17 protein-coding genes are annotated in these 21,684 nt (G+C 64.0%); 8 read left to right on the top strand and 9 right to left on the bottom strand.

The window, feature by feature from the left end:
• The first annotated feature begins 198 nt into the window (after positions 1–198).
• The 3 genes from IEW17_RS00155 (at position 199) to IEW17_RS00145 (ending at position 5,283) form a co-directional block, all read left to right on the top strand.
• Positions 199–3,138: a serine hydrolase domain-containing protein gene (locus tag IEW17_RS00155; RefSeq protein ID WP_229748676.1), complete on the top strand. Its 2,940-nt coding sequence runs from the start codon at positions 199–201 to the stop codon at positions 3,136–3,138.
• A gap of 77 nt (positions 3,139–3,215) precedes the next feature.
• Positions 3,216–3,593: a GxxExxY protein gene (locus tag IEW17_RS00150; RefSeq protein ID WP_188559985.1), complete on the top strand. Its 378-nt coding sequence runs from the start codon at positions 3,216–3,218 to the stop codon at positions 3,591–3,593.
• A 64-nt stretch (positions 3,594–3,657) separates the two neighbouring features.
• The gene (locus IEW17_RS00145; protein WP_188559984.1) at positions 3,658–5,283 is read left to right on the top strand and encodes a 3-(methylthio)propionyl-CoA ligase; all 1,626 of its coding nucleotides are present in this window, start codon (positions 3,658–3,660) and stop codon (positions 5,281–5,283) included.
• Positions 5,284–5,318: 35 nt separating this feature from the next.
• Here IEW17_RS00145 and proC read toward each other — a convergent pair whose 3' ends face one another.
• From proC to IEW17_RS00110, 7 genes are all read right to left on the bottom strand, one after another.
• Positions 5,319–6,119 carry a pyrroline-5-carboxylate reductase gene (proC, locus tag IEW17_RS00140; RefSeq protein ID WP_188559983.1) on the bottom strand — a complete coding sequence of 267 codons (801 nt, stop codon included), beginning with the start codon at positions 6,117–6,119 and terminating at the stop codon, positions 5,319–5,321.
• A 106-nt stretch (positions 6,120–6,225) separates the two neighbouring features.
• Positions 6,226–7,590, bottom strand: coding sequence for a vanadium-dependent haloperoxidase (locus tag IEW17_RS00135; protein WP_188559982.1), 1,365 nt, complete (start codon positions 7,588–7,590; stop codon positions 6,226–6,228).
• A gap of 128 nt (positions 7,591–7,718) precedes the next feature.
• On the bottom strand, positions 7,719–8,900 hold the full coding sequence (locus tag IEW17_RS00130; protein ID WP_188559981.1) for an acyltransferase family protein: 1,182 nt from the start codon (positions 8,898–8,900) through the stop codon (positions 7,719–7,721).
• 132 nt (positions 8,901–9,032) lie between these two features.
• Positions 9,033–10,244 carry an anhydro-N-acetylmuramic acid kinase gene (locus IEW17_RS00125; RefSeq protein WP_188559980.1) on the bottom strand — a complete coding sequence of 404 codons (1,212 nt, stop codon included), beginning with the start codon at positions 10,242–10,244 and terminating at the stop codon, positions 9,033–9,035.
• A 167-nt stretch (positions 10,245–10,411) separates the two neighbouring features.
• Positions 10,412–12,331 (bottom strand): glucosamine-6-phosphate deaminase, encoded by a 1,920-nt coding sequence (nagB, locus tag IEW17_RS00120; protein ID WP_188559979.1) that lies wholly within the window; start codon positions 12,329–12,331, stop codon positions 10,412–10,414.
• Between the two features lie 119 nt (positions 12,332–12,450).
• The gene (locus tag IEW17_RS00115) at positions 12,451–14,211 is read right to left on the bottom strand and encodes a family 10 glycosylhydrolase (RefSeq protein WP_229748674.1); all 1,761 of its coding nucleotides are present in this window, start codon (positions 14,209–14,211) and stop codon (positions 12,451–12,453) included.
• Between the two features lie 196 nt (positions 14,212–14,407).
• Entirely contained in the window at positions 14,408–14,680 is a 273-nt protein-coding gene (locus tag IEW17_RS00110) for a hypothetical protein (RefSeq protein WP_188559977.1), read from the bottom strand.
• Positions 14,681–14,834: 154 nt separating this feature from the next.
• On the opposite strand from IEW17_RS00110, the gene IEW17_RS00105 reads away from it, so the two are divergent.
• From IEW17_RS00105 to IEW17_RS00090, 4 genes are all read left to right on the top strand, one after another.
• The gene (locus tag IEW17_RS00105) at positions 14,835–15,704 is read left to right on the top strand and encodes a hypothetical protein (RefSeq protein ID WP_188559976.1); all 870 of its coding nucleotides are present in this window, start codon (positions 14,835–14,837) and stop codon (positions 15,702–15,704) included.
• An 87-nt stretch (positions 15,705–15,791) separates the two neighbouring features.
• Positions 15,792–16,679, top strand: coding sequence for a rhomboid family intramembrane serine protease (locus tag IEW17_RS00100; protein ID WP_188559975.1), 888 nt, complete (start codon positions 15,792–15,794; stop codon positions 16,677–16,679).
• 104 nt (positions 16,680–16,783) lie between these two features.
• The gene (locus tag IEW17_RS00095; protein ID WP_188559974.1) at positions 16,784–17,791 is read left to right on the top strand and encodes a zinc-binding dehydrogenase; all 1,008 of its coding nucleotides are present in this window, start codon (positions 16,784–16,786) and stop codon (positions 17,789–17,791) included.
• A 169-nt stretch (positions 17,792–17,960) separates the two neighbouring features.
• Positions 17,961–18,236 carry a hypothetical protein gene (locus tag IEW17_RS00090; RefSeq protein WP_188559973.1) on the top strand — a complete coding sequence of 92 codons (276 nt, stop codon included), beginning with the start codon at positions 17,961–17,963 and terminating at the stop codon, positions 18,234–18,236.
• Between the two features lie 44 nt (positions 18,237–18,280).
• On the opposite strand, the gene IEW17_RS00085 is transcribed toward IEW17_RS00090, so the two are convergent.
• A complete protein-coding gene (locus IEW17_RS00085) occupies positions 18,281–19,660 on the bottom strand; it encodes an FAD/NAD(P)-binding protein (protein ID WP_188559972.1) in 1,380 nt (459 codons plus the stop codon).
• Positions 19,661–19,758: 98 nt separating this feature from the next.
• A complete protein-coding gene (gene rfaD / locus IEW17_RS00080; RefSeq protein ID WP_188559971.1) occupies positions 19,759–20,727 on the bottom strand; it encodes an ADP-glyceromanno-heptose 6-epimerase in 969 nt (322 codons plus the stop codon).
• A 156-nt stretch (positions 20,728–20,883) separates the two neighbouring features.
• Between rfaD and IEW17_RS00075 the strand changes: the two genes are divergently transcribed.
• Positions 20,884–21,684: an ABC transporter substrate-binding protein gene (locus IEW17_RS00075; RefSeq protein ID WP_188559970.1), complete on the top strand. Its 801-nt coding sequence runs from the start codon at positions 20,884–20,886 to the stop codon at positions 21,682–21,684.

Here is a 21,684-nt window from a genome sequence, read left to right as displayed (position 1 = left end):
CAGTTGGTTCCGGCCCAGCGTCGTGCCACAGTCCCAAAATCAACCCAGCGCAACCGAACTTCACAGCCTGCTGCTCTTGCGCCGAAACGCCAACGAAGCCAGCCAAAAGGCCCCACCAAGTATTTAGTAAAAAGAAACGTCCCTGGCCAAGCCGTCGCGGCGCTTCCGGCACCCAGCGTCCCCGCCTTCATCCGCTACTTGCATTCGCCCTGGGTTGATAGCCTGATGCGCGTGCTCACGCCCGACCAGCGGGCGGCGCAAATGTTCATGGTAGCCGCCTACTCCAACCGTAAGCGGATTGACGAGGACTCGATTTCGACGCTCATTCAGCAGTATGGCATCGGCGGGCTCATCTTTTTCCAGGGCGGCCCGGCCCGGCAGTCGCGCCAGCTGAACCGCTACCAGAGCCAGAGCCGCGTGCCGCTGCTGGTGGCCATGGACGGCGAGTGGGGCGCGGGCATGCGCCTCGACAGCGTGGTGAAGTTCCCCTACCAAATGAGCCTGGGCGGCACCACCGACACCACGCTGCTCTACGACATGGGCCGCGAGGTGGCCCGGCAGTTCAAGCGCCTGGGCATGCACGTCAACTTCGCGCCGGTGGTCGACGTGAATAACAACCCGGCCAACCCGGTCATCGGCTTCCGCAGCTGGGGCGAAAACCCAGCCGCCGTGGCCCGCGACGGCCGCCAGTACATGCACGGCATGCAGGACGCCGGCATTCTGGCCGTGGCCAAGCACTTTCCCGGCCACGGCGACGTGGACGCCGACTCGCACCTGGCCCTGCCCACGGTTCGCGTGGACCGCCGCCGGCTCGATTCGCTGGAGCTGCCGCCCTTCCGCAGCCTCATGGCCGGCGGGCTGGGCGGCGTGATGGTGGCCCACCTCAACGTGCCCGCCCTGGACACGGTGCTGGGTCCAAGCACGTTGTCGCGGCCCATCATCACGGGAGTGCTGCGTGAGGAAATGGGCTTCAAAGGCCTGGTCTTCACCGATGCCATGAACATGAAGGGCGTCATCAGCATGTTTCCGCCCGGCGAAGCCGACGTGCGCGCCATCATGGCCGGCAACGATATTCTGGAGTTCAGCAAGAACATTCCGCTGGCCCTGCGCATGGTGCGCGTGGCCGTGGACAGCGGCCGGATTTCGCAGCGCGAAATCGACGAGCACTGCCGCCGCGTGCTGGCCCTCAAGCAGTGGGCCGGCCTGAACCACTACCGCCCCATCGAACCTAAAAACCTGTACGAGGACCTCAACGCACCCCACGCCCAATACCTCAGCCACCGCCTCACCGAGCTGAGCATCACGCTGCTGCGCAACCAGAAAAGCCTGCTGCCGCTGCAGCGCCTCGACACGCTGCGCATTGCCACGCTGGTGCTGGGCGGCAGCCCGCGCGACACCACGGATTTCCAAAAATCGGTGGCTGATTATGCTCCCACGGCCCATTTTCACGCCACGGCCGCGCCCACGCTTGATGAGCTGATAAAGCTGCGCGCCGGTCTGAAACCGTACAACCTCATCCTGGTTTCGCTGCAAAACCTAGGCCGCCTGCCGGCCACCAGCTTCGGCATTACGCCCGAAACCAACCTGCTTCTGCGCGAGCTGGTGGAGCAAAAGCAGCAGCTGGTGCTCAGCGTGTTTGGCTCGGCCTACGCCGTGGCCAAGGTGCGCGACCTGGACCGCGCCGCCGCCGTGGTGCTGGCCTACCAGGAAAGCGCCAACGCCCAGAGCTTGGCGGCCCAGGCCATTTTCGGCGGTATTGCGGCCACCGGCCGGCTGCCCGTCACAGTGTCGGACAAATTTCCGCGGGGCTTCGGGCTGCCCACTGCTGGCAACTACCGCCTGCGCTACGCCAACCCCGAAGACGCGGGCCTGGACGGCCGCCTCGAAGCCCGCGTGGACAGCCTGGTGGGCCGGGCGCTGGCGGCCCAGGCGTTTCCGGGTGCCCAGGTGGTTATTGCCCGGCGCGGCACGGTGGTGCTGCGCAAAAGCTACGGCAACCAGACCTACGCGGGCTTCGGCCGCGATGAGGAATTAGCCGGGCAGAATGACGCTTTCAAGTCGCGGAAAGCCAGCCGCAAGCCGGTGAAACCCGTCGCCAATGTCTCGCTAAGCACCCCGCGCCCCGTGCGCAACGACGACCTCTACGACCTGGCCTCGATGACCAAGCTGCTGGCCGCCACGCCCGCGCTGCTCCGCCTGCAGGCCGACCGCAAATTCAGCCCCGACAGCACGATGGGTAACTATTTTCCCTTCCTGCGCGGCACTAACAAGGCCAACCTGAAGCTGCGCGACGTGCTGGCACACCAGGCCGGTCTCAAGGCCTGGATTCCGTTTTGGAAGGAGCTGGCCAAGAAGAACGGGGCCCTGCGCCGCCGCTATTTCCGGGCCGATTCGTCGGCCCGCTTCCCGCTGCCGGCGGCCCAGGGCCTGTGGGCGCGCAAGGACCTGCCGGCTCGCATTTACCAGGAAATCGGGAAATCGCCGCTGAATGAAAAGCCGGGCTACGTGTATTCCGACTTGTCGTTCATTCTCTATCCGGAGCTGGTCCGGGCGCGCTCGGGGCTGCCGCTCGACGCCTATTTGCAGCGGGAAGTGTACCGGCCGTTGGGGGCCAGCACGCTGGGTTTCCGGCCCACGCGCCGTTTCCCCTTGGCTCGTATCGTGCCCACGGAATTTGATTCGGCCTTCCGCCGCCAGCTATTGCACGGCACGGTGCACGACGAAGGCGCGGCCCTGCTCGGCGGTCTCTCGGGCCACGCCGGCCTCTTTGGCGATGCCAACGACGTGGCCAAGCTCGCCCAGACCTACGCCTGGGGCGGGCGCTATGGCGGCCAGCAACTCTTCGATAAGGAAATTCTGGCCAACTGGACCAGCTGCCAGTTCTGCCCCGACAACCGCCGCGCCCTGGCCTTCGACCGCCCCGCCGCCAACCCCGCCGTGAACTCGGCCAAAAGCGCTTCGCAAAGCAGCTACGGCCACACCGGTTTCACGGGCACGTACTTCTGGGTCGAGCCCAAGGAGGAGTTAGTGGTGGTGCTGCTCACCAACCGTGTGCACCCCAGCCGCAACAACAACAAGCTCACGGAACTGAGCGTCCGCTCCTCGCTGCTGCAGCTGGTAATCGAGGCCGTGCGGTAGCTGTTTCACGCAGTGTCGCGGGGTGTTTATCGCAGGGTTCCGCAGTGTTTTTCTGATGAATGGTTTATACTTGCCGAATGGATGAGAATGCCATTTCGTTTGAGGTCCGGCGGGCAGCTTACAAAGTCCACACGGCGCTGGGGCCTGGGCTGCTGGAGGCGGTGTATGAGTTGGCGCTGGCGTATGAGTTGGAGCAGGTAGGGCTACGGGTTGAACGACAGGTGGTACTGCCGTTCGTGTATGGTGGCCAACGACTGGACGCGGGCTATCGATTGGATTTGCTCATTGAAAACAAAGTCATTGTCGAATTAAAGTCGGTTGAGGCGCTGCTGCCGGTCCATTACAAACAATTACTAACTTACCTGAAGCTTTCAGAATTGAAGCTGGGCCAACTCATCAATTTCAACGTGAACAGTCTCAAAGACCACATGCACCGGCTGGTGAACGGCCTCTAGAACAAACACTGCGAGACCCTGCGATGAACACCCCGCGACACTGCGTGAACCTAAGCCCACTTCTATGCTAGGACTGATGATGGCCGAGCCACTCCGCGTGGCCACGATTATTGAGCACGCCGCCAAATGGCACGGCGATACCGAAGTTGTGTCGCGGCTGCCCGAGGGCGGCATCCACCGTTACACCTACGCCGATGCCAACCGCCGCAGCAAGCAGCTGGCCCAGGCCTTGCTGAAGCTTGGCATCGAAAACGGCGACCGGGTGGGTACGTTGGCCTGGAACACCCACCGCCACTTCGAGCTGTACTATGGCGTGGCCGGCATCGGGGCGGTGTGCCACACCATCAACCCGCGCCTGTTTCCCGAGCAGCTGGTGTTCATCATCAACCACGCCGAGGACCGGCTGCTGTTCTTCGACCTCACCTTTCTGCCGCTGGTCGAGCGCCTGGCCCCCGTGTGCCCCACCGTGGAAAAATGGGTGCTCATGGCCGGGCCAACTCACCTGCCCAAAGACTCGGCCCTGCCCGGCCTGTGCAGCTACGAAGACCTGCTGGGTGCCGAAACCAGCGACTACGCCTGGCCCACCTTCGATGAGAACACGGCCTGCTCGCTCTGCTACACCTCCGGCACCACCGACCAGCCCAAGGGCGTGCTCTACTCGCACCGGTCCACGGTGCTGCACGCCTTCAGCATCTCGCTGCCCGATGCCCTCAACTGTTCGGCCGCGGATGTAGTGATGCCCGTGGTGCCCATGTTCCACGTTAACGCCTGGGGCTTGCCCTACGCCGCCCCGCTCAACGGCGCGAAGCTGGTGCTGCCCGGCGCGGGCATGGACAGTGCCAGCCTGTTCGAGCTGTTTGAGACGGAGAAAGTGACGTTCTCGGCCGGCGTGCCCACCATCTGGCTGGCGCTGCTGCAGTTCATGCGCGAAGGCCAGCGCCGTTTCGGCACGCTACGGCGCACGGTGGTGGGTGGCGCATCATGCCCGCCGGCCCTGATGAAGGCCTTTGAGGAGGAGCTGGGCGTGACCATCATGCACGCCTGGGGCATGACCGAAACCAGCCCGCTGGGCACGGCCGGCCACCTCAAAGCCCACCACGCCGGCCTGAACCCGGCCGATAGCCTGGCTATTCGGACCAAGCAGGGCCGGGTCGTATTTGGCGTCGACATGAAGATTGTGGGCGATGACGGCCAGGGCCTGCCGCATGATGGCGTGGCCTTCGGCGACCTGCTGGTGCGCGGGCCCTGGGTGGTGCGCGACTACTTCCGCAGCCACACGCCCGGCGAGCTCACCGCCGACGGCTGGTTTCGGACCGGCGATGTGGCCACCATCGACCCCGACGGCTACATGCACATCACCGACCGCTCGAAGGACGTCATCAAATCGGGCGGCGAATGGATTTCCAGCATCGACCTCGAAAACCTGGCCATCGCGCATCCCGCCGTGGCCGAGGCCGCCGTAATCGGCGTGCCCAGCGCCAAATGGAGCGAGCGGCCGCTGCTCATTGTGGTGCGCCGGCCCGGCATGGAGGTGTCGGGAGAAGAGCTGCTGGCCTTTTTTCGGGGCAAAGTGGCTAAGTTCTGCGAGCCTGATGCCGTGGCATTTGTAGAGAAGCTGCCGCACACGGCCACCGGCAAGCTGCTCAAAACCCAGCTGCGCAAAGAGTTTGCGGGCTATTCGGTGGCGTGAGCAGAAGAGGGTGTTTCCGGGGAATTGGCTGCCAATTACCGTCCCAGCTCCTCGGCCCGGTCGCGGGCGGCGCTGGCCCCGGCCATGAGTCCTTCGCGCACTGCGCCCACCCCGAAGGCCCCCAGCGCGGCCTCGGTGGTGCCGCCCTTGGAGGCTACTTTGGCAATCCAGTCTTCGCAGCTCAGGCCCGACTGCGAGTATAGCTCCACGGCCCCGCGGAAGGTCTGGCTCACCAGCAGCTCGGCCTCGGCTCCGGTGAAACCCATCTGGCCGGCGGCTGCCATCAGGGCTTCCATGCAGTAGTACACGTAGGCCGGGCCGCTGCCCGAAATGGCCGTACTGGCATCAATGGCCGCTTCTTCTTCAACGTACACGGTTTTGCCGGTGGTCGAGAGCAGGTTTTGCACCTGCACCAGCTCGGCGCGGGTCACGGCGTCGGTGCTGGTGAAGGCCGTCATGCCCATGCCGATTTGCGCCGGCAGGTTGGGCATGGCCCGAATGATTTTGGGCGTGCCCAACGCCTCCCGCAAGGTGTCAATCCGGACGCCGGCCATGATGCTGAGCACCACTTGCTGCGGCTGCACCAGCCCGCGCAGGGCTTCGAACAAAGTGGGCGAGTCCTGGGGCTTCACGGCCAGAATGAGCAAGTCGGCCCCCGGCACGCACTCGGCCGGGTGGCCCCACACGGTACCTATTTCGTGGGCGGCCAGGGCCGCTACCCGCTCGGGCGAGCGGGCCAGTAGTCGCAAATCGAGCCGCGACGTAACGTGGGCCCGGGCAAAGCTGCGGGCATAGGTCAGGCCCATGTTGCCGCCCCCGATGATAAGAATTTTCATGAAAAGCTAACTTGGTCTGAACTGTAAAGAACGACAGGCCGGGCGAAGTCGAAGCACGTTTCCTGCTTCAACCTCACCCAACTTGTCGTTCTGAGTGTTGACCAGATTAGCGCTTAAAGCGCAGCGCACTCACATTGCGCCCCATTTTCTGGCCTTCGGTGAGTCCCACTTCGTTGGCGCTGCGAAAATGAATACCGCCGTAGAGCCGCGAAACAGCCGCCTCATCGGCAAAGGCGGCGAAGCTGGCGAAGGCGCGGGGCTCGTAGCCAGCCCCCCGGGCCTGGTGGGTATTATCAACGAAAGCGGTTTGGGACCCAAACAGGTCGCTTAGCACCTGGGCGGCGGCCCTGGACTGCGCGGAGTGGCCCGATACGAACTCCGGAAATGGGGGCGTGGCCAGCAGGGGCTGCCAAGCGGGGTTGAACATAGCTTGCACGGCCGTGATGGGCCGCTCCCAGTTGTACTGATACTTGCACTTCCAGCAACTCACAAAGGCATCCGATACGGCCATGCCCACGCGGGCGTAGGCCTCGGCGGCGGTTGCCAGCGTAGCGTTGCGGCTACGCAGCACGATGCTGGTGATGCTGATGGAATGGCCGGGTGGGCTGATAGTCTGGCCGCCATCGGCCCAGTAAGTGGCAATGGTGCGCTGTGCCGCCGTCAGGCTGCGGCTGGTATTATACACCTCCTGCACTTGCGCGTGGTAGGCTGAGCCCGGCTGCGTGGAGTAGGAATACGACAGGCCCGGCATGGGCATGGTGGCATTGGCCGGCACGAACAGGCGGTTCTGGCCCCAGTAGGGCTGCACGGCGCGGCCCGAAGTACCGTTGGCCGGCACCCATAGGCCTACGCCCACGGGCGGCACAAAAGAAGTGGGCTGGTTGCTGAGGTAACCTTCGTGGCCGCCATCGGTGCGCGACCAGTTGAACACGGCCTGGGCTATCTGCTGCCCGTATTTCACCGAGCGGTCAAACTCCGCAGCGGTGCGGTAGGGCAGGTTCAGGGCGGTTTCCAGCGAGTCGATGGTGGTGCGTTGGGCTGGCGTGGCGTTGCCGAACAGGCTTTTGATGATGAGGGCTTCGGCGGCGTTGGCGGCTACGGCCCAGTTGTAGGATTGCCCGGCTTCGGGTTTGGGCAGCGTGCTCAGGCCGGTGAGCTGGCCTGCGAGTGACTGATTAGCCACCATGCCCGGTGCCACGGCTTCGTAGAGCGCCACCCCGGCGTAGGCCAGCGCCCGCGATGCCACTGGCGGCGTGAAGCCGGTGCCATTTTTTATCAGCCGCAGCTCCAGGTCGGTCCATTTGGTGGCTACGTCAGCGGTGTAGGTTTCGGCGGTTGGCGATGCGGGCCCGGGCTGTTCCGCGTCGCGGCTACAGCCGTTCAGCAACAAGGCCCCCGCCAAAGCCAGCGGCCCGATGGGCCGCGCAGAAAAAGCCGTTGGCCAAGCCAACGTGAGTGGGGTAAGTGCCATGTTTCGCAGAAAGAAGGAGAGAAAAGCAACGGCACAAATATAAAAATTTAATATAATAATGCAATTTAAATCAAACCTAATTATCGTAGCTGCTGAGCGGACTCACTCAGGCAAGCCGAAACAACTGCTTAAACCTTCACTACCACGCCTTTCTTATACATCCAATTTAGAATCCCAAACCAAATAATAATCAGCAGGAAAGCTCCCACCAGCGAGGCATTGCGCGGGTCGTGGAAGTACGGCGCAATGCCCCATTCATAGAGCCATTCTTTGAGGCCCAAGGGGTTGCCGGCCGGGCCCAGCAGCTTGAATAGGCCAAACGTGCGCGAGAGCAACGCCGACAGGCAGAACACCAACACGGCGTTGACGCCGTAAACCAGCGCCGGGCGCGTCCAGCCGCGGTGGCCCTGCACGTCGCATATCCAGTAGAGCGCCGCCAGCCCGGTCATGGCCAGCCCGCCGGTATAAAGCACGTAGGGGCTGCTCCACAGGGCTTTGTTGATGGGAAACCACGGCGCCCAGATGAGGCCTGCCAAGGTAATGGCCCCGCCGGCCACGAACAGCCAGGCCACTTTGGCAGCGGGCTCCTGGTCGCGCCGCCGCAGCCACTGCGCGGTGAGGCCGCCCAGCAGCCCGGTGCCCAGGGCCGGCAGGGTGCCGAGCAGGCCTTCGGGGTCCCAGGTTTTGCTTTGTTTCCAGAGGTGGGCTTCGCTGAAAACCAGGCGGTCGAGCCAGGCCCCGAGGTTGGTAGCGGGCTCCAGGTTGGCGGGGCCGAAGCCGGGCACGAGCACCAGCTGCATCAGCACCGCGTAGCCTACCAGAAAGCTGACCAGCAGCCAAATCTGGGTGCGCCAGCTGGTTTTTAGGAAGATGAAGCTGCACCCCAGAAATACCAGCGCAATGCGCTGCAGCACGCCCATCACCCGCACCACCGAGAAGTCGAACTTAGGGTACAGCGAAAGCAGCAGACCTAGCCCAAACAGTACGGCCGCCCGCCGCAACACGCGCAGCAGCACCGCACCCTGCGGCCCGCCCTGGTGTTTCGCGCCATCCAGGGCATATACCAGGCTCACGCCTACGATGAACAGAAAAAACGGAAATATGAGGTCGGTGGGCGTGCAGCCGTTCCACTCGGCGTGCTCCAGCGGCGGGTAAATGTGGCCCCAGTCGCCGGGGTTGTTCACCAGAATCATGGCCATCACGGTGAGGCCCCGGAACACGTCGAGGCTGATGAGGCGGCCGGGCTGCGAGGCCTCGGCCAGCGGAGTGGTGCCGGTGGTAGCTTCGGCTGCCTGGGTAGTGCGCTGCATGGTATGAATCTATGGTATTAGCTTACAAAAACGTCATGCTGAGCGAAGTCGAAGCATCTTGACCGTGATAGTAAACCGAATTACTTACGTGGTCGAGATGCTTCGACTTCGCTCAGCATGACGGTTCTTTTCTCAGCCCGGTAAGGAAATCTTGCCCATGCCCACGGCGGGCACGCGCTGCCGGCCGGCCCCGATGGCAATCGGCTGGCCCGCCACGGCCTCGTTGGCCAGCACGGCAAATAATATGGCCTCTTTGGCATCGCCAGGCACTCCCAATTCATCAGTAGAGGCGAAGCGGGCGCCAGGAAGGTGGTGTGCCAGGGCGGCCCGCAAGGCGGGATTGTGTGCCCCGCCGCCACTGAGGTACACGGCCGCCGGGGCCGCGCGCGTGGTGAAAGCCGCCTGCACGGCCCGGGCCACGCCCACGGCGCTAAATTCGGCTAGGGTAGCCAGCGTGTCCTCCAGACTCAGCGCAGCTGTGCCGCTAATTTGATGTGCGGCCGTGAGGTAAGCAGCTCCGAAAAGCTCGGGACCGGTGGTTTTGGGGAGGGGTGCGGCAAAGAATACGTGGTCAAGCAAGGCGGCCAGCAGGGCCGGGTGAACTTGGCCAGCCAGCGCCAGGCGGCCGTCTTCATCAAATTGCTGGCCGGGCCGGGCGGTGCGTACCACGGCATCTAGTAGGGTGTTGCCGGGGCCGGTGTCGGTGCTGAACGCCGTGCTGGCGTCGCCCCCGGCGCGGGGTAGGTAGGTGAAATTGGCAATGCCGCCGAGATTGAGCAGCAGTCGTTCTTCATCGGGGCTGCTCAGGAGTAGAAAGTCGCCGTAGGCGGCCAGGGGCGCGCCTTCGCCGCCAGCCGCTACGTGCTTCTGGCGGAAGTCGCTGAGGGTGATGATGCCCGTGCCCACGGCCACGTGGTCGCCGTCGCCGAGCTGCAGGGTGGCGTTTTGGGGGAAATCTGGGCGCTGGTGCTGGTGGCGGGGGGCGTGGTACACGGTCTGGCCGTGGCTGGCTACCAGGTCCACTTCGGCGGGGTTGACCTGCCACTCGTGCAGACAGCGCAGCACGGCAGCGGCGTGCAGCCGGCCCAGCCAGGGGTTGAGCAGCGTGAGGTACTCCAGGCTCACCTGCTCGCGGGCAAACACCGTGCGGATGCGGTCGCGGGTATCATTATCGTATGGTACGGTGGCAAAATGCTCCAGCATGAGCTTAGTGCTGGGGCCGTGGCCTTCCAGCCGGCACAGCGCCACGTCCAGCCCATCGAGTGAGGTGCCCGACATCAGGCCGATGATGCGGCGGCTGGGCTGGCTGGCCAGGCGGCACAGGCGGGCGAGGTAGGGGTTCAAGAGCGCATTAAATTAATGGAAAGACAAAAAAGCAACCCGAAAATAGAGACCGTCATGCCGACCGCAGCCGAGGCATCTCGCGGGCATCGTTCAAGGATTAGGTCACGGCTGCCCGCGAGATGCCTCGGCTGCGCTCGGCATGACGGTTTTCTTCGGGGGCTTTTTGCTTAAAACTCCCACCTTACAAAGGCCTCAATGCCCTCGTATTCCGGCAGGCCCAGTTGGTCGTAGAGCTTGGCGGTGGTGCGGTTGCGGGCCTCGCTGCGCTGCCAGAACTCGCGCTGATCGGCACCGGGAAAGAGCGGTCGGTCCTTCTGGCTCTGGTGCTTGAAGATGGCGCGGCGCTTGCGCGTGAGTTCCTGCGGCGAGAGCGGTACGGCCATCTCAATTTGGTCGATGTCCCATTCCTGCCAGGCGCCGCGGTAGAGCCACACCCAGCAGTCGTCGAGCCAGGCGGTGCCGGAGGCTTTCAGCTGCTGAATGCTCTGGAAAATGGCCGCCAGGCACACGCGGTGGGTGCCGTGCGGGTCGCTCAGGTCGCCGGCGGCGTAAATCTGCTGGGGCTGAATGCGATTCAGCAGTTCCATGGTGAGGCGAATGTCCTCGTCGCCGAGCGGCTTCTTGCGCACGCGGCCGGTTTCGTAGAACGGCAGGTCCTGAAAGTGGGCGCGGGTGGCGGGGTCGAGGCCGGCGTAGCGGAGGGCGGCCCGCGCCTCGCCTCGCCGAATCACGCCCTTCAGGCGTTGCACCTCGGCGGAGTCGACTTGGCCGGGGGCTTTGTCGCGCAGGAAATCAGACACGCGCTGGTAGAACTGCTCCCCGGCCGGGTCATTCTGCTGAAAATTCAGGTCGTACTCGGCCGCGAAATCCGCGAAGCGCAACGCTTCCTCATCAAACACAGCAATGTTGCCCGACGTCTGGTAGGCCACGTGCACTTCGTGGCCCTGGTCGACGAGGCGGAGCAAGGTACCGCCCATCGAAATCACGTCGTCATCAGGGTGCGGACTGAAGATGAGCACGCGCTTGGGGAACGGCGCGGCGCGCTCGGGGCGGTTGGTGTCGTCGGCGTGGGGCTTACCGCCGGGCCAGCCCGTGATGGTGTGCTGCAGCTCATTAAAGACCCGGATATTGATGTCGTAGGCCGGACCGGACTGGGCCAGCAGCTCCGAAAGGCCGTTCTCGTTGTAGTCCTCGTCAGTGAGCTTCAGAATGGGTTTGGTCACGGTGCGGGCCAGCCAGGTGAGGGCTTTGCGCACCAGGGCCGGGTCGTGCCAGTTGCAGGGCAGGCCCAGCAGCCAGGGGGTTTTGCGGGGCGTGAGCTCGGCCCCGGCGGCTTCGTCGAGCACCACCTGCACGGAGGGGTGGCGCTGCAGGTAAGTGGCGGGCACGGTGTCGGTCACCTCGCCTTCCACCATGCGCTTCACTACGGCGGCCTTACCCTCGCCCCAGGCCAAAAGCACGATGTGCCGGGCTTCGAGGATGGTGCCCACGCCCATGGTCAGGGCGCGGCGTGGCACGTTTTCCTCGCCGTAAAAATCCGAGGCCGCGTCGGTGCGCGTGACGTGGTCGAGGGTGATAAGGCGGGTGCGCGAGGCCGGGCCGGAGCCGGGCTCATTGAAGCCGATGTGGCCGGTGCGGCCGATGCCGAGCAGCTGCAAGTCAATGCCGCCGGCTTCCCGAATCTGCGCTTCGTAGCGCTGACAAAACGCGTTTACCTGCTCGGGTGGCACCGTGCCATTGGGAATGTGCACGTTCTCGGGCTTGATATCAATGTGGTCGAACAAGTACTCTCGCATGAAGCGCACATAGCTCTGCAGCGAGTCCGGGGCCATGGGGTAATACTCGTCCAGATTAAAGCTCACTACGTTCTGGAAACTCAAACCCTCCTCGCGGTGCAGGCGCACCAGTTCCTCATACACCCGGGTAGGCGAGGAGCCTGTGGCCAGGCCCAGCACGCAGGTTTTGCCCTCAGCCGCACGATTGCGAATGAGTCCGGCAATCTGCTCGGCCACGGCCGCCGATGCTACTTCAGAATCCGGGTAAACGGTAGCGGCAATGGGGGCCGGGTGGGCGTCGGGTGGCGTCATGGGGTGAAAGAGAAAGGAACGGGGTACAAAAAACACGATGACAGTACCAGCCCAAGGCCGTTCACCCGGTATGGAGGAAACAGGCCGCGCCATTTGCACGGTTACTCCTGCACGACTACTTACCGCCCGCCAAACAGCCGGGCGAAGAAGCCTTTTTTCTTCGCGGGCTTCTCTTTGATTTTGACTTTGGTGAACGGGGCCGATTTAGCGGGGCTGTTGCCGGTGGGCAAGGTTAGGGCCGGTACGGGCTGCGTGGCCACGGGTGGCGAAGCAACCGGGCGGGCCGCGCCGGCCGGCGACTGCCCCACGGCCAGCTCGGCGGCCTGGTGGCCGGTGGTGACCACGCGCATGGGCCGGCTCTCGTTGTGCAGGCGGTCCACGGCCGTGACGTAGTAAGCATAGGCCTGGCCGGGCACGGCCGTGGTATCCACAAAAGTGGCGGGGAAGCCGGGCGCGGGGCGGGGCAGGGCCAGAATACGGCGCGGGTCGTTGGGTGTGCTGCGCTCGGTGGCCTCGAAGCGGTAGAGGACGTAGTAAGTGGCCGCGTCGCCGTCGGGGGCCACGGCCCCGGGCTGCCAGTTCAGCGTGACGTAGTGGCTGAGGCGGCGCAGGGTGAGGTTGGCCACGGGCAGGGGCGGCACGGCGTCTTTCCAGGGCATGGTGGGCACCAGGGCGGGGTAGCGGAACAGCGCCAGTCGCAGCGAATCGGTGGTGTGCAGCGGGTTAGTGAGCAGTGATTTGGCCGAGAAGAATACGCTGCCGCTGGCCTCGTCGGGGTAGGTGCGGTTGAGGCGAATCTGGCGGGGCAGCTCGCGCGGGTTGCGCCAGGTGGTGTCCGAGCGGGTGCTTTCCAGCATGCGGTAGGTGCCGTGGCCGATGTAGAGGTGGCGGTCGAAGTGGTTGCGGGTCCACCATTCGAGCAGCACGGGGTAGGGCACGAGCTTAAACGTGGTGCTCCAGTAGAGCTGCGGCAGGATGTAGTCAATCCAGCCTTTCTCCAGCCACAGGCGCGAGTCGGCGTATAGGTTGGAATAGGAGGGCTGTCCGGCGCGGGTGTCGGAGCCCAGCGGGTCGGCCGATTTGTTCATCCAGACGCCAAAAGGCGAAATGCCGAATTTCACCCAGCGCTTGGCCGACTGAATGCTGTCGTGCAAGTCCCGAATCAGCACGTTCACGTTGTGGCGCCGCCAATCGGCCAGCTTGGCAATGCCCTCCGGGTTGTGGTCGCGGAAGGCTGCTTCGTCGTGAAAAACCTGGTTGGGAGCCGGGTAAGGGTAGAAATAATCGTCGAAATGCACCGCGTCGATGTCGTAGCGCCGCACCACATCGAGAATAACGCGGGTGATGTGGGCGCGCACTTCGGGCAGGCCGGGATTGTAGAGCAGCTGCCCGCCGTAGCGCAGAAACCACTGCGGGTGCTGGCGGTAGGGATGGTTGGGGGCCAGGCGGCGCGTCACCGAGTCCATGGTGGCGCGGTAGGGATTGAACCAGGCGTGGAATTCCATGCCGCGCCGGTGCGCTTCGGTGATGAGGAAGGGCAGGGGGTCGTCGCCGTTGATGGGGGCGCGGCCTTGCACGCCGGTCAGCCACTTGCTCCAGGGCTCGATATCGGACTTGTAAAAGGCATCCGACGCGGGCCGGATTTGCACAAATACGGCGTTGAGGCCGGCGCGCTGGCCGGCATCGAGCAGGCGGCGATAGTCGCGGCGGTACTGCTCGGGGGCCTGGCCGCGCTGGTTGGGCCAGTCAATGTTTTCGACGGTGGCAATCCACATGCCGCGCAGCTCGCGCTTGGGCGGTGGCAGCGCCTCCGGGGTATCAACGGAATCGGCCGTGGCCTGGGCCCGGGCCGGCAGGGTGCAGGCACCCCAGCCCAGCATCAACAAAAAGAAAAGAAAACGGCCAGTAGCTAGTGAACGGAGCATCAACAAATTTCAGCAACACGAATAAAGGCTGCAAATTACGCCGCTCATCCGTAGCGCGAAGGGCTGCGAATGCGAAGGAGCCCCCGCGTAAGCTGTTCCAGTTGGAACTGCTCACACGGGGGCTCCCGGGTTGTTAGGACTGGGGCGGGTTTCAGGAACCCGTCAGCTCGGTGTCGGTGGCGGTTTCGTCAGGGCCGCCTTCGAGGCCGTTGGTCTGGCTGGCGTTGCCGTAGTCGCCCCTGATGCCCGCACCGTCGCCCATGTTTTGCTGGGTGCTGGTGGGCATGGCGCTCGTCTGGTCGGGGCCGGCTTCGGGGTTGCCGCTGGCGTTTTGGTCCTGGTCGGCGTTCTGGTCGGGCACCTGGCCGCCGGTGCTGGCTTGGTCGGGGCGGGGGTCGGTGGGGTTTTGCTCGGGCTTGGGCATGGGAATTTGGGAAAGAAATGAAGCTGAATGAACACTGCCGCGAAGGCTGCTGCTGGGTTTACGGCGGCGGCGGCGCACGGTTGGGCGCGGTAGTTTGCGCGGTGGGTGCCAACTTGCCGCCCGCTTCCACTCCATCACTGATTCGCTGTCCACCGTGTCCGATAACTCCACCGACTTCTACCACCAGAAAACCGACGCCGAGCTGCTGTTTTTCGTCGAGCACCCCGATTATTATCAGCCCAGCCTGGTAGAATCTGCCCGGCGGGAGCTGCGGCGGCGCGGCGTGGCCCCGAGTGCCCCGGTTGCGCACCCGGACCCGGCGCTGCTTGCCAGTTCGATGGAAGCCCCAAGTTCCGGCTTCCGCACCGGCCCGCTCACGCTGCTGCTGGCGGGGCTGCTGCTGCTGAGCGTTGGGGTTTATTATTACTTGAATCAGCGAAGCGAGGCGGCCCGCGAGCTGCTGCGCGAGCGGGCGGCCACGACGCGCAAAACCCCGCCCCGGCTCATTGAAGTCGCCACTGCCGTCATTCCCAACTACGATGGCGCGGTGGTCCGGAGCGTGGAACAGCAGTTTCAGCGGGTACCGGCCCGCGAGCAGGCAGCGGCCAAAAAGGCCGATATGCCCCTGCACCAGTACCGCGAACTGGCCAAGCGCTTCTGGACCGCCGAAACCCAGACCGAATACGTGCTCGACCAAGCCCGCCAGAACAAGCTAACCACCGCCCTGCCCGGCCACGTCGAGACGGCGGCAACGGCTTGGGGACAATGGAATAAGGCGTTGAATTACAGCTATAAATTTAGCCCTGTCATGGCCAACCACCTCGACCTGATGACGCGCGTGGCCAATGAGCAGCAGGCTGCCCTGAACGACCTGCTGATAGTAGCCAACAACCCGCAGGCCTACGAAACCGACAAAACCCGCAAGCGTGCCACTGATGTGGGCGACATGCTCTCGGGCCTGCTGCCGAAGTCACCCGTTACGGGCCGGCCCTACACCGTGGTGGTGCGGCGGGTGCGGCTGTAAGGGGCAACGCTGAAACCGCTCCGTCGAACACCTGGCAATGTGGCCGGTTGCTCAGGCTGGCGCATTCCTTGTCGCGTCGCGTTTTAGATGGAAGCACCCACCACCCCCGACCGCGCTCCCGGCTCCACGGCGGCCCTGGCCGCTCAGCTCTTCGCCCAAAAGCCCGAAGCCGAGTTGCTGTACCTGGCCCAGAACGCCGCCCGCTACCCGCCCGCCGTGGGGTCCGCCGCCGTGGCCGAGCTCAACCGGCGTGGCCTGCTGCCCGACACCACTAGTTCCATCCCGCCGCCCCCGCCGCCCCCGCCGCCCGCTCCACCCGAAACCTGGGCCGCGCTGGTGGGCCAACTCCTGCGGGGCCTGTTCATTCCGTCGCGCCGGTTTCTGGCCACGCCGCTGCTCATCGATTTCACCTTGCTCGTCTTCGGCCTGATGGTGCTCAGCGGGGTGTCGGCGTCGAGCCCCACCGGCCGGCAGCTCGTGCTGTGGGGCTCCAACGTGTCGGGTCTCACGCTGCACGGCCAGCCCTGGCGGCTGCTCACCAGCGTGTTTGTGCACGCCGGCCTCTCGCATTTGCTGCTAAACCTGTTCTCGCTCTGGCTGCTGGGCCTGCTGGTGGAAGACCGGGTGGGGCCGTTGCGCCTGCTGCTGGTGTACCTAGCCTGCGGCGTGGGCGGCAGCCTGGCCAGCCTGTGGTGGCACAACGACGGCATCAACTCGGTGGGAGCGAGCGGGGCCATCTTCGGCCTCTACGGCCTGCTGCTGGTGCTGCTGGTGGGCCAAAAGCTGGTGCTTGATAAATCGGACCGCCGCGCCATGCTCGGGCTGGTGCTTTACCTGGTGTTCAGCAACCTGCTCTCCGGCCTGAGTGGTAATATCGACAATGCGGCCCATCTTGGCGGGCTGATTACGGGTTTGTTCATTGCCGGCCCGCTGTCCTTATTTGGAATGAAATCAGTGAAAACCGAGGTAGGATGAGCGCTCAGTGTCCAGTGCTGAGCGCTGGCATTCAGCCGATTCAAACAAACGGAACCCGTATTTATTCTTTTCTCCACACTTCTCACCCTTCAGCGCTAACCCACATGCAAGCACTCCAACTTGATGCCACCAACCAGCCCGTTGCCGTGCGCGACGTGCCCGTGCCCACGCCCGGCCCCGGCGAAATCCTGGTTCGACTGCACGCCGCCGCGCTCAACCACCGCGATGTATTTATTCAGCAGGGCAAGTACGCCGGCATCAAGCTGCCCTGCACTTTGGGGGCCGATGGAGCCGGCGAAGTAGCCGCCCACGGCCCCGACGTGCCCGCCGACGCGCCCGCCGTGGGAGCCCGCGTGCTCATCAACCCCGGCCTGCGCTGGGGCGACAACCCCCGCGCCCAGGCCCGCGATTTCGTGGTGCTCGGCATGCCCGACCCCGGCACGTTTGCCGAATACATCGCGCTGCCCGCCCGTTACATGCGGCCGTTGCCCGCCCACCTTAGTTTTGAGCAGGGCGCGGCCCTGCCGCTGGCCGGTCTCACGGCCTACCGGGCGGCTTTCACCCGTGCCCAGGTGCAGCCCGGCGAGCGCGTGCTGGTAACCGGCGTGGGCGGCGGCGTGGCCCTGATGGCCGCGCAGTTCTGCGCCGCCCGCGGGGCCGAGGTCTGGGTCACGTCCAGTTCCGATGATAAGCTGGCTCGCGCTCAGGCGCTGGGAGCCAAAGGCGGCATCAACTACAACACCGAAAACTGGGTGAAAACCCTCACCCAGCAGGCTGGAGGAGCCTTCGATGTCATTATTGATAGCGCGGCCGGCTCCGCTTTTGGGGCGTTGCTCGATGCAGCGGCACCCGGCGGGCGCATCGTGTTTTTTGGGGGCACACTGGGCAATATTCCCGATGTGCCGCCCGCCAAAGTCTTTTGGAAGCAGCTCAGCATCCTGGGTTCCACCATGGGCACCGAGCAGGATTTTGAGGATATGCTGGCCCTCGTGACGGAGAAACAGATTGTACCCGTCGTAGATGAGGTGTTCCCGTTGGCCGACGGCGAAGCTGCTCTGCGCCGCCTCGATGCCGGCGCGCAGTTCGGCAAAGTGGTGCTGCAAATCGCCTGATAAATCAGCCATGTGAATTGCGTAAAACGCCCCTGGAAATCATTGATTTTCAGGGGGCGTTTTTATTCATAATGCTGACGCAATTAACTGCTTTTTTGGGAATGAAAACGGGCTTTTTCAGGTTAATAAGGTGCGCTGAAATTATCGCAAATACCTACGTCTTCCCGCCATGAAATCTCCTGTTGAATACCTGTCCGGTCACGTTTTTGAAGCCCGCCGTCCACGGCGCGAAATGCAGCCTGTGGTGGCTTACTATACGGCCGTGCAAGCCATTGAGCAAGCGTTGGCCGATGCTGAAAAATATAAATATCTCCTTATGCGGGCCCTGCGTCGGCACGACCAGGATGTAGCCGCTGCAACCACGGCAGCATCCTCCCCTTCGTTTTTCGACGACGATGCCGCCGTGCGCCCACTCTACCCGAATCAGGAGCTGCTGGCAGCTTAATAAGCTACTCCGATGGCTACAGGCCTACCGACGGGGACTCATCCTCATACCTGACTGGCAATTTTAGCCGCCAGTGCCACGGCCTGCTGCCGCAGCTCCGGCACCGCCGTGGACTCAAAATAGGCCGGGCGGCGGCTGGGCCCAAGCGTGAACAGCGTAGCTGAAGCCGTGCCATCAGCGGTGAGCAGCGCCCCGCAATCATCCGTGAGCAGACCCAGTCGGAGCGGGTCGGGGGTGAGGTGACCGGCTTCGCGCAGGCTCACGACCAACGGCGTATCCAGGCGGGCGTAGTCCAGCAGCGGCCCGGCGCAGCACACCACGTGGTGGGCCGTGTGCCAGCTGCCGGCCAGGCCGTGCGGCCGCACGCGCACCCGCAGCTCGTTGCCATCGGGCAAAATCTCGCGCACTGTGCCCACGTGCAGCTGCACCAGGCCTTCAGCCGCGAGAGTTGCCACAGCTTCGGCGTTTTTTGGGGGACTACGGTGCCGGCTCACGGCCCATAAGCCCACCAAGTGCCGCAAAAATCGGTGTTGCTCGGCCAAGGGCCACGCCGCCCAGATGCGACCCAGGTCTGGTCGCAGCGAATCGAGCACCGGCCGCCAGTCGATGCCCTGGTCGGCGGCTTTTTTCAGTTGTCGTTTGAAAACCGCCAGTACGCCCGCAACCGTGGTTTCGGAGGCTAGCTCGGTGTAGAAAGTAGGGTAGGGGAGTGCCATGGGGCCGTGGGCGGTGGGCCAGCGGCCGTGGCGGGCCACTACCGTGATGGGCGCCCGATGCCCGTCTTGGCGCAGAGCCAGCAGCACATCCACCGCCGTGAGGCCCGAGCCGATGAGCAGCACGGCTTCGTCGGGGCCGATGCGGCGCAGGTTACCCATGGCCCAAGGGTCGGCATGGTAGCCGGGGTGGGTGAGGTAGCGCAGGTCGGGCCCGGTGGGCGGCGGGGGCGGAAAATTGCCCAAGGCCAGCACCACAAAGTCACTCCTGATTTCGGTGCTATTGGCCAGGCGCACGGCGCGGCGGCCATCGGGCAGCAGCGGCGCAGCCACGGCGGTGGTGGAGTGCAGCTGCACGCCGCCGGGAGCCGGGGCCAGCACGGCAGCCAAAGCCTCGTGCAGGTAGCGGCCGTAGGCCGAGCGCGGGGCAAAGTCGGGCACGCCGGCGGTGCTTTCGGGCTGGGTGGTAAGCCACTCCGTAAAGTGGTTGGGAGTTTCGGGATACAGACTCAGGGCTCCGTGGCGTACGTTGAGCAGGTATTCGGGACGGCGGGCGGTGTAGGCCAGGCCGGGTCCGGGAACATCGCGCGGCTCAATCAGGTGAATTTCGGCCTGCGCCAGCGCCGGCTGCCGCCGCAGCTGCAACACCAGTGCCGTGCCCGCAAAGCCGCCGCCCACAACGGTAATAACGGGTCGGGTAAGATGAGTCACGGGGTAAAACTGGGTGGGAATAGCGGTAAGAAACTGCGGCAAACGGCCCGGACGCGGCCCAAGCAGCAGTCCGGGCCGTGCAAGCTAAATAATTGCGCCTACATATACCGGTTCGGCACCAGGTAGTTTTGCACGTAGTCGGCGATGCCGTCTTCGAGGCGGGTGAAAGGCAGCTCGTAGCCGATGGCCTTGAGCTTGCTCATATCGGCCTCGGTGAAGTATTGGTATTTGTCCCGAATATCCTCCGGCGTGTCCCTGAACTGAATGTCGGGCGTGCGGTCCAGGGCCTGAAACGTGTTCATGGCCAAGTCGAGGAAAGTGCGCGCCTGCCCGCTGCCCAGGTTGTAGATGCCCGAATGCTGGCGATGATTGAGCAGAAAGAAGCACACTTCGGCCACGTCTTTCACATACACAAAGTCGCGCATCTGGCCCCCATCGGTGTAGTCGGGGTTATGCGACTTGAAGAGCGTCATCGAGCCCGTTTGCTGAATCTGGGTGAAGGCGTGCAGAATGACCGAAGCCATGCGGCCCTTGTGGTACTCGTTGGGACCGTACACGTTGAAAAACTTCAATCCGGCCCAGAAATACGGCTTCTCGGTTTGTTGCAGGGCCCAGTTGTCGAAGTCGTTTTTTGAGTCGCCGTAGGGGTTCAGCGGGCGGTAGAGCGGGAACAGCGCCTCGTCGGTATCGGTGTAGCCCAGGATGCCATCGCCGTAGGTCGCGGCCGAGGACGCGTACACCAGCGGCAGCTGGTACTGGCAGCAGGCCAGCCACATCTGCTTGGAATAGTTCAGGTTGAGCAGGTCGAACACAGCCGGGTCCATCTCCGTGGTGTCGGTGCGGGCTCCGAGGTGAAAAATAAATTCCACCTGCTCATGGTTGGCATCGAGCCACTCAAAAAACGACTCCCGGTCCACGTACTCGCGCAGCTTCTTACCCTCGATGTTGGGCAGTTTCTTGGCGATGGAGAAATTGTCCACGACGACGACGTCGTTGAAATTGGCGGCGTTGAGGCGGGAAACAAGGCAGCTGGCAATGAAGCCGGCCGCGCCGGTAACTACTATCATAGGAAGCGGGGTTGGAACTTGGGCAAAGGTAAACCGGCGGGCCGGGCCGTGGGAGCCCGCGCCTACCTTTGCGTCATGCGATTTTGTGTGCTGCTTTTACCCCTGGGGCTACTGCTGGGTTGCCAGCCGGGCTCCCGGCCCGATGCCACCGTGTAGGTGCACGACGACCTGGGGCACGCCCTCACCTTGCCCGCGCAGCCCCGCCGCGTGCTGGCCCTGGCTCCCAGCATGACCGAAATCCTGTACGCCGTGGCCGATACCGCCACCATCATCGCCCGCGTACCGCAGGACAATTACCCCGCCGCCGTGCTGCGTAAGCCCGTGGTGAGCAACTATCCGCTCGATATGGAAAAGCTGGTGCTGCTGCATCCCGACGTAGTTTTTACCATCGAAGGTATCACCTCCGTCGATGATGCCCAGCGGCTGCAGGAGCTGGGGATTCCGGGGTGTTTCCAGCGCTACCGCACCGTGGCCGACGTCTTGCGGGGTATTGATGACGTGGGCCGCCTGCTGGGCCGCCCCGCGCAAGCCAAGCACCTGACGGACTCGCTCAAACAAAGCCTGCGCGCCCTCGTCGGCGCAGCCCTTCAACCATCGGCCGGCTCGGCCAAAGTGCTGGCCATCACCTGGCCGGACCCTTTCTACAGCTACGGCCAGAATACGTTGTTTACGGATGAAATTCGCCTGGCCGGCGGCCAAAATGCCGTGACCGAAACTTTCCCGCAGCCCTACCCGGCTCTGACGCGTGAGTATGTGCTCAAACTAAATCCCGACGTGCTGCTCGGCGGCAGCTTCGAGAAGCTGGACAGCACGTTCTTCAAGAATTACTCCGAGCTGCGGCGCACCAATGCCTACCGCCGTCGCCGCGTATACCCCATCACCGGCGACCTTCTGGAGCGGCCCGGCCCCCGCGTAGTCGAGTCGGTGCGGGAGCTGCAAGCTTTAATTAAAAATTGA

Source organism: Hymenobacter frigidus (assembly GCF_014640435.1).
In the GTDB taxonomy this organism is placed as follows: domain Bacteria; phylum Bacteroidota; class Bacteroidia; order Cytophagales; family Hymenobacteraceae; genus Hymenobacter; species Hymenobacter frigidus.
The sequence above is the reverse complement of the archived record's forward strand: the minus strand, read 5'-3'. Positions and strand labels throughout refer to the sequence as shown.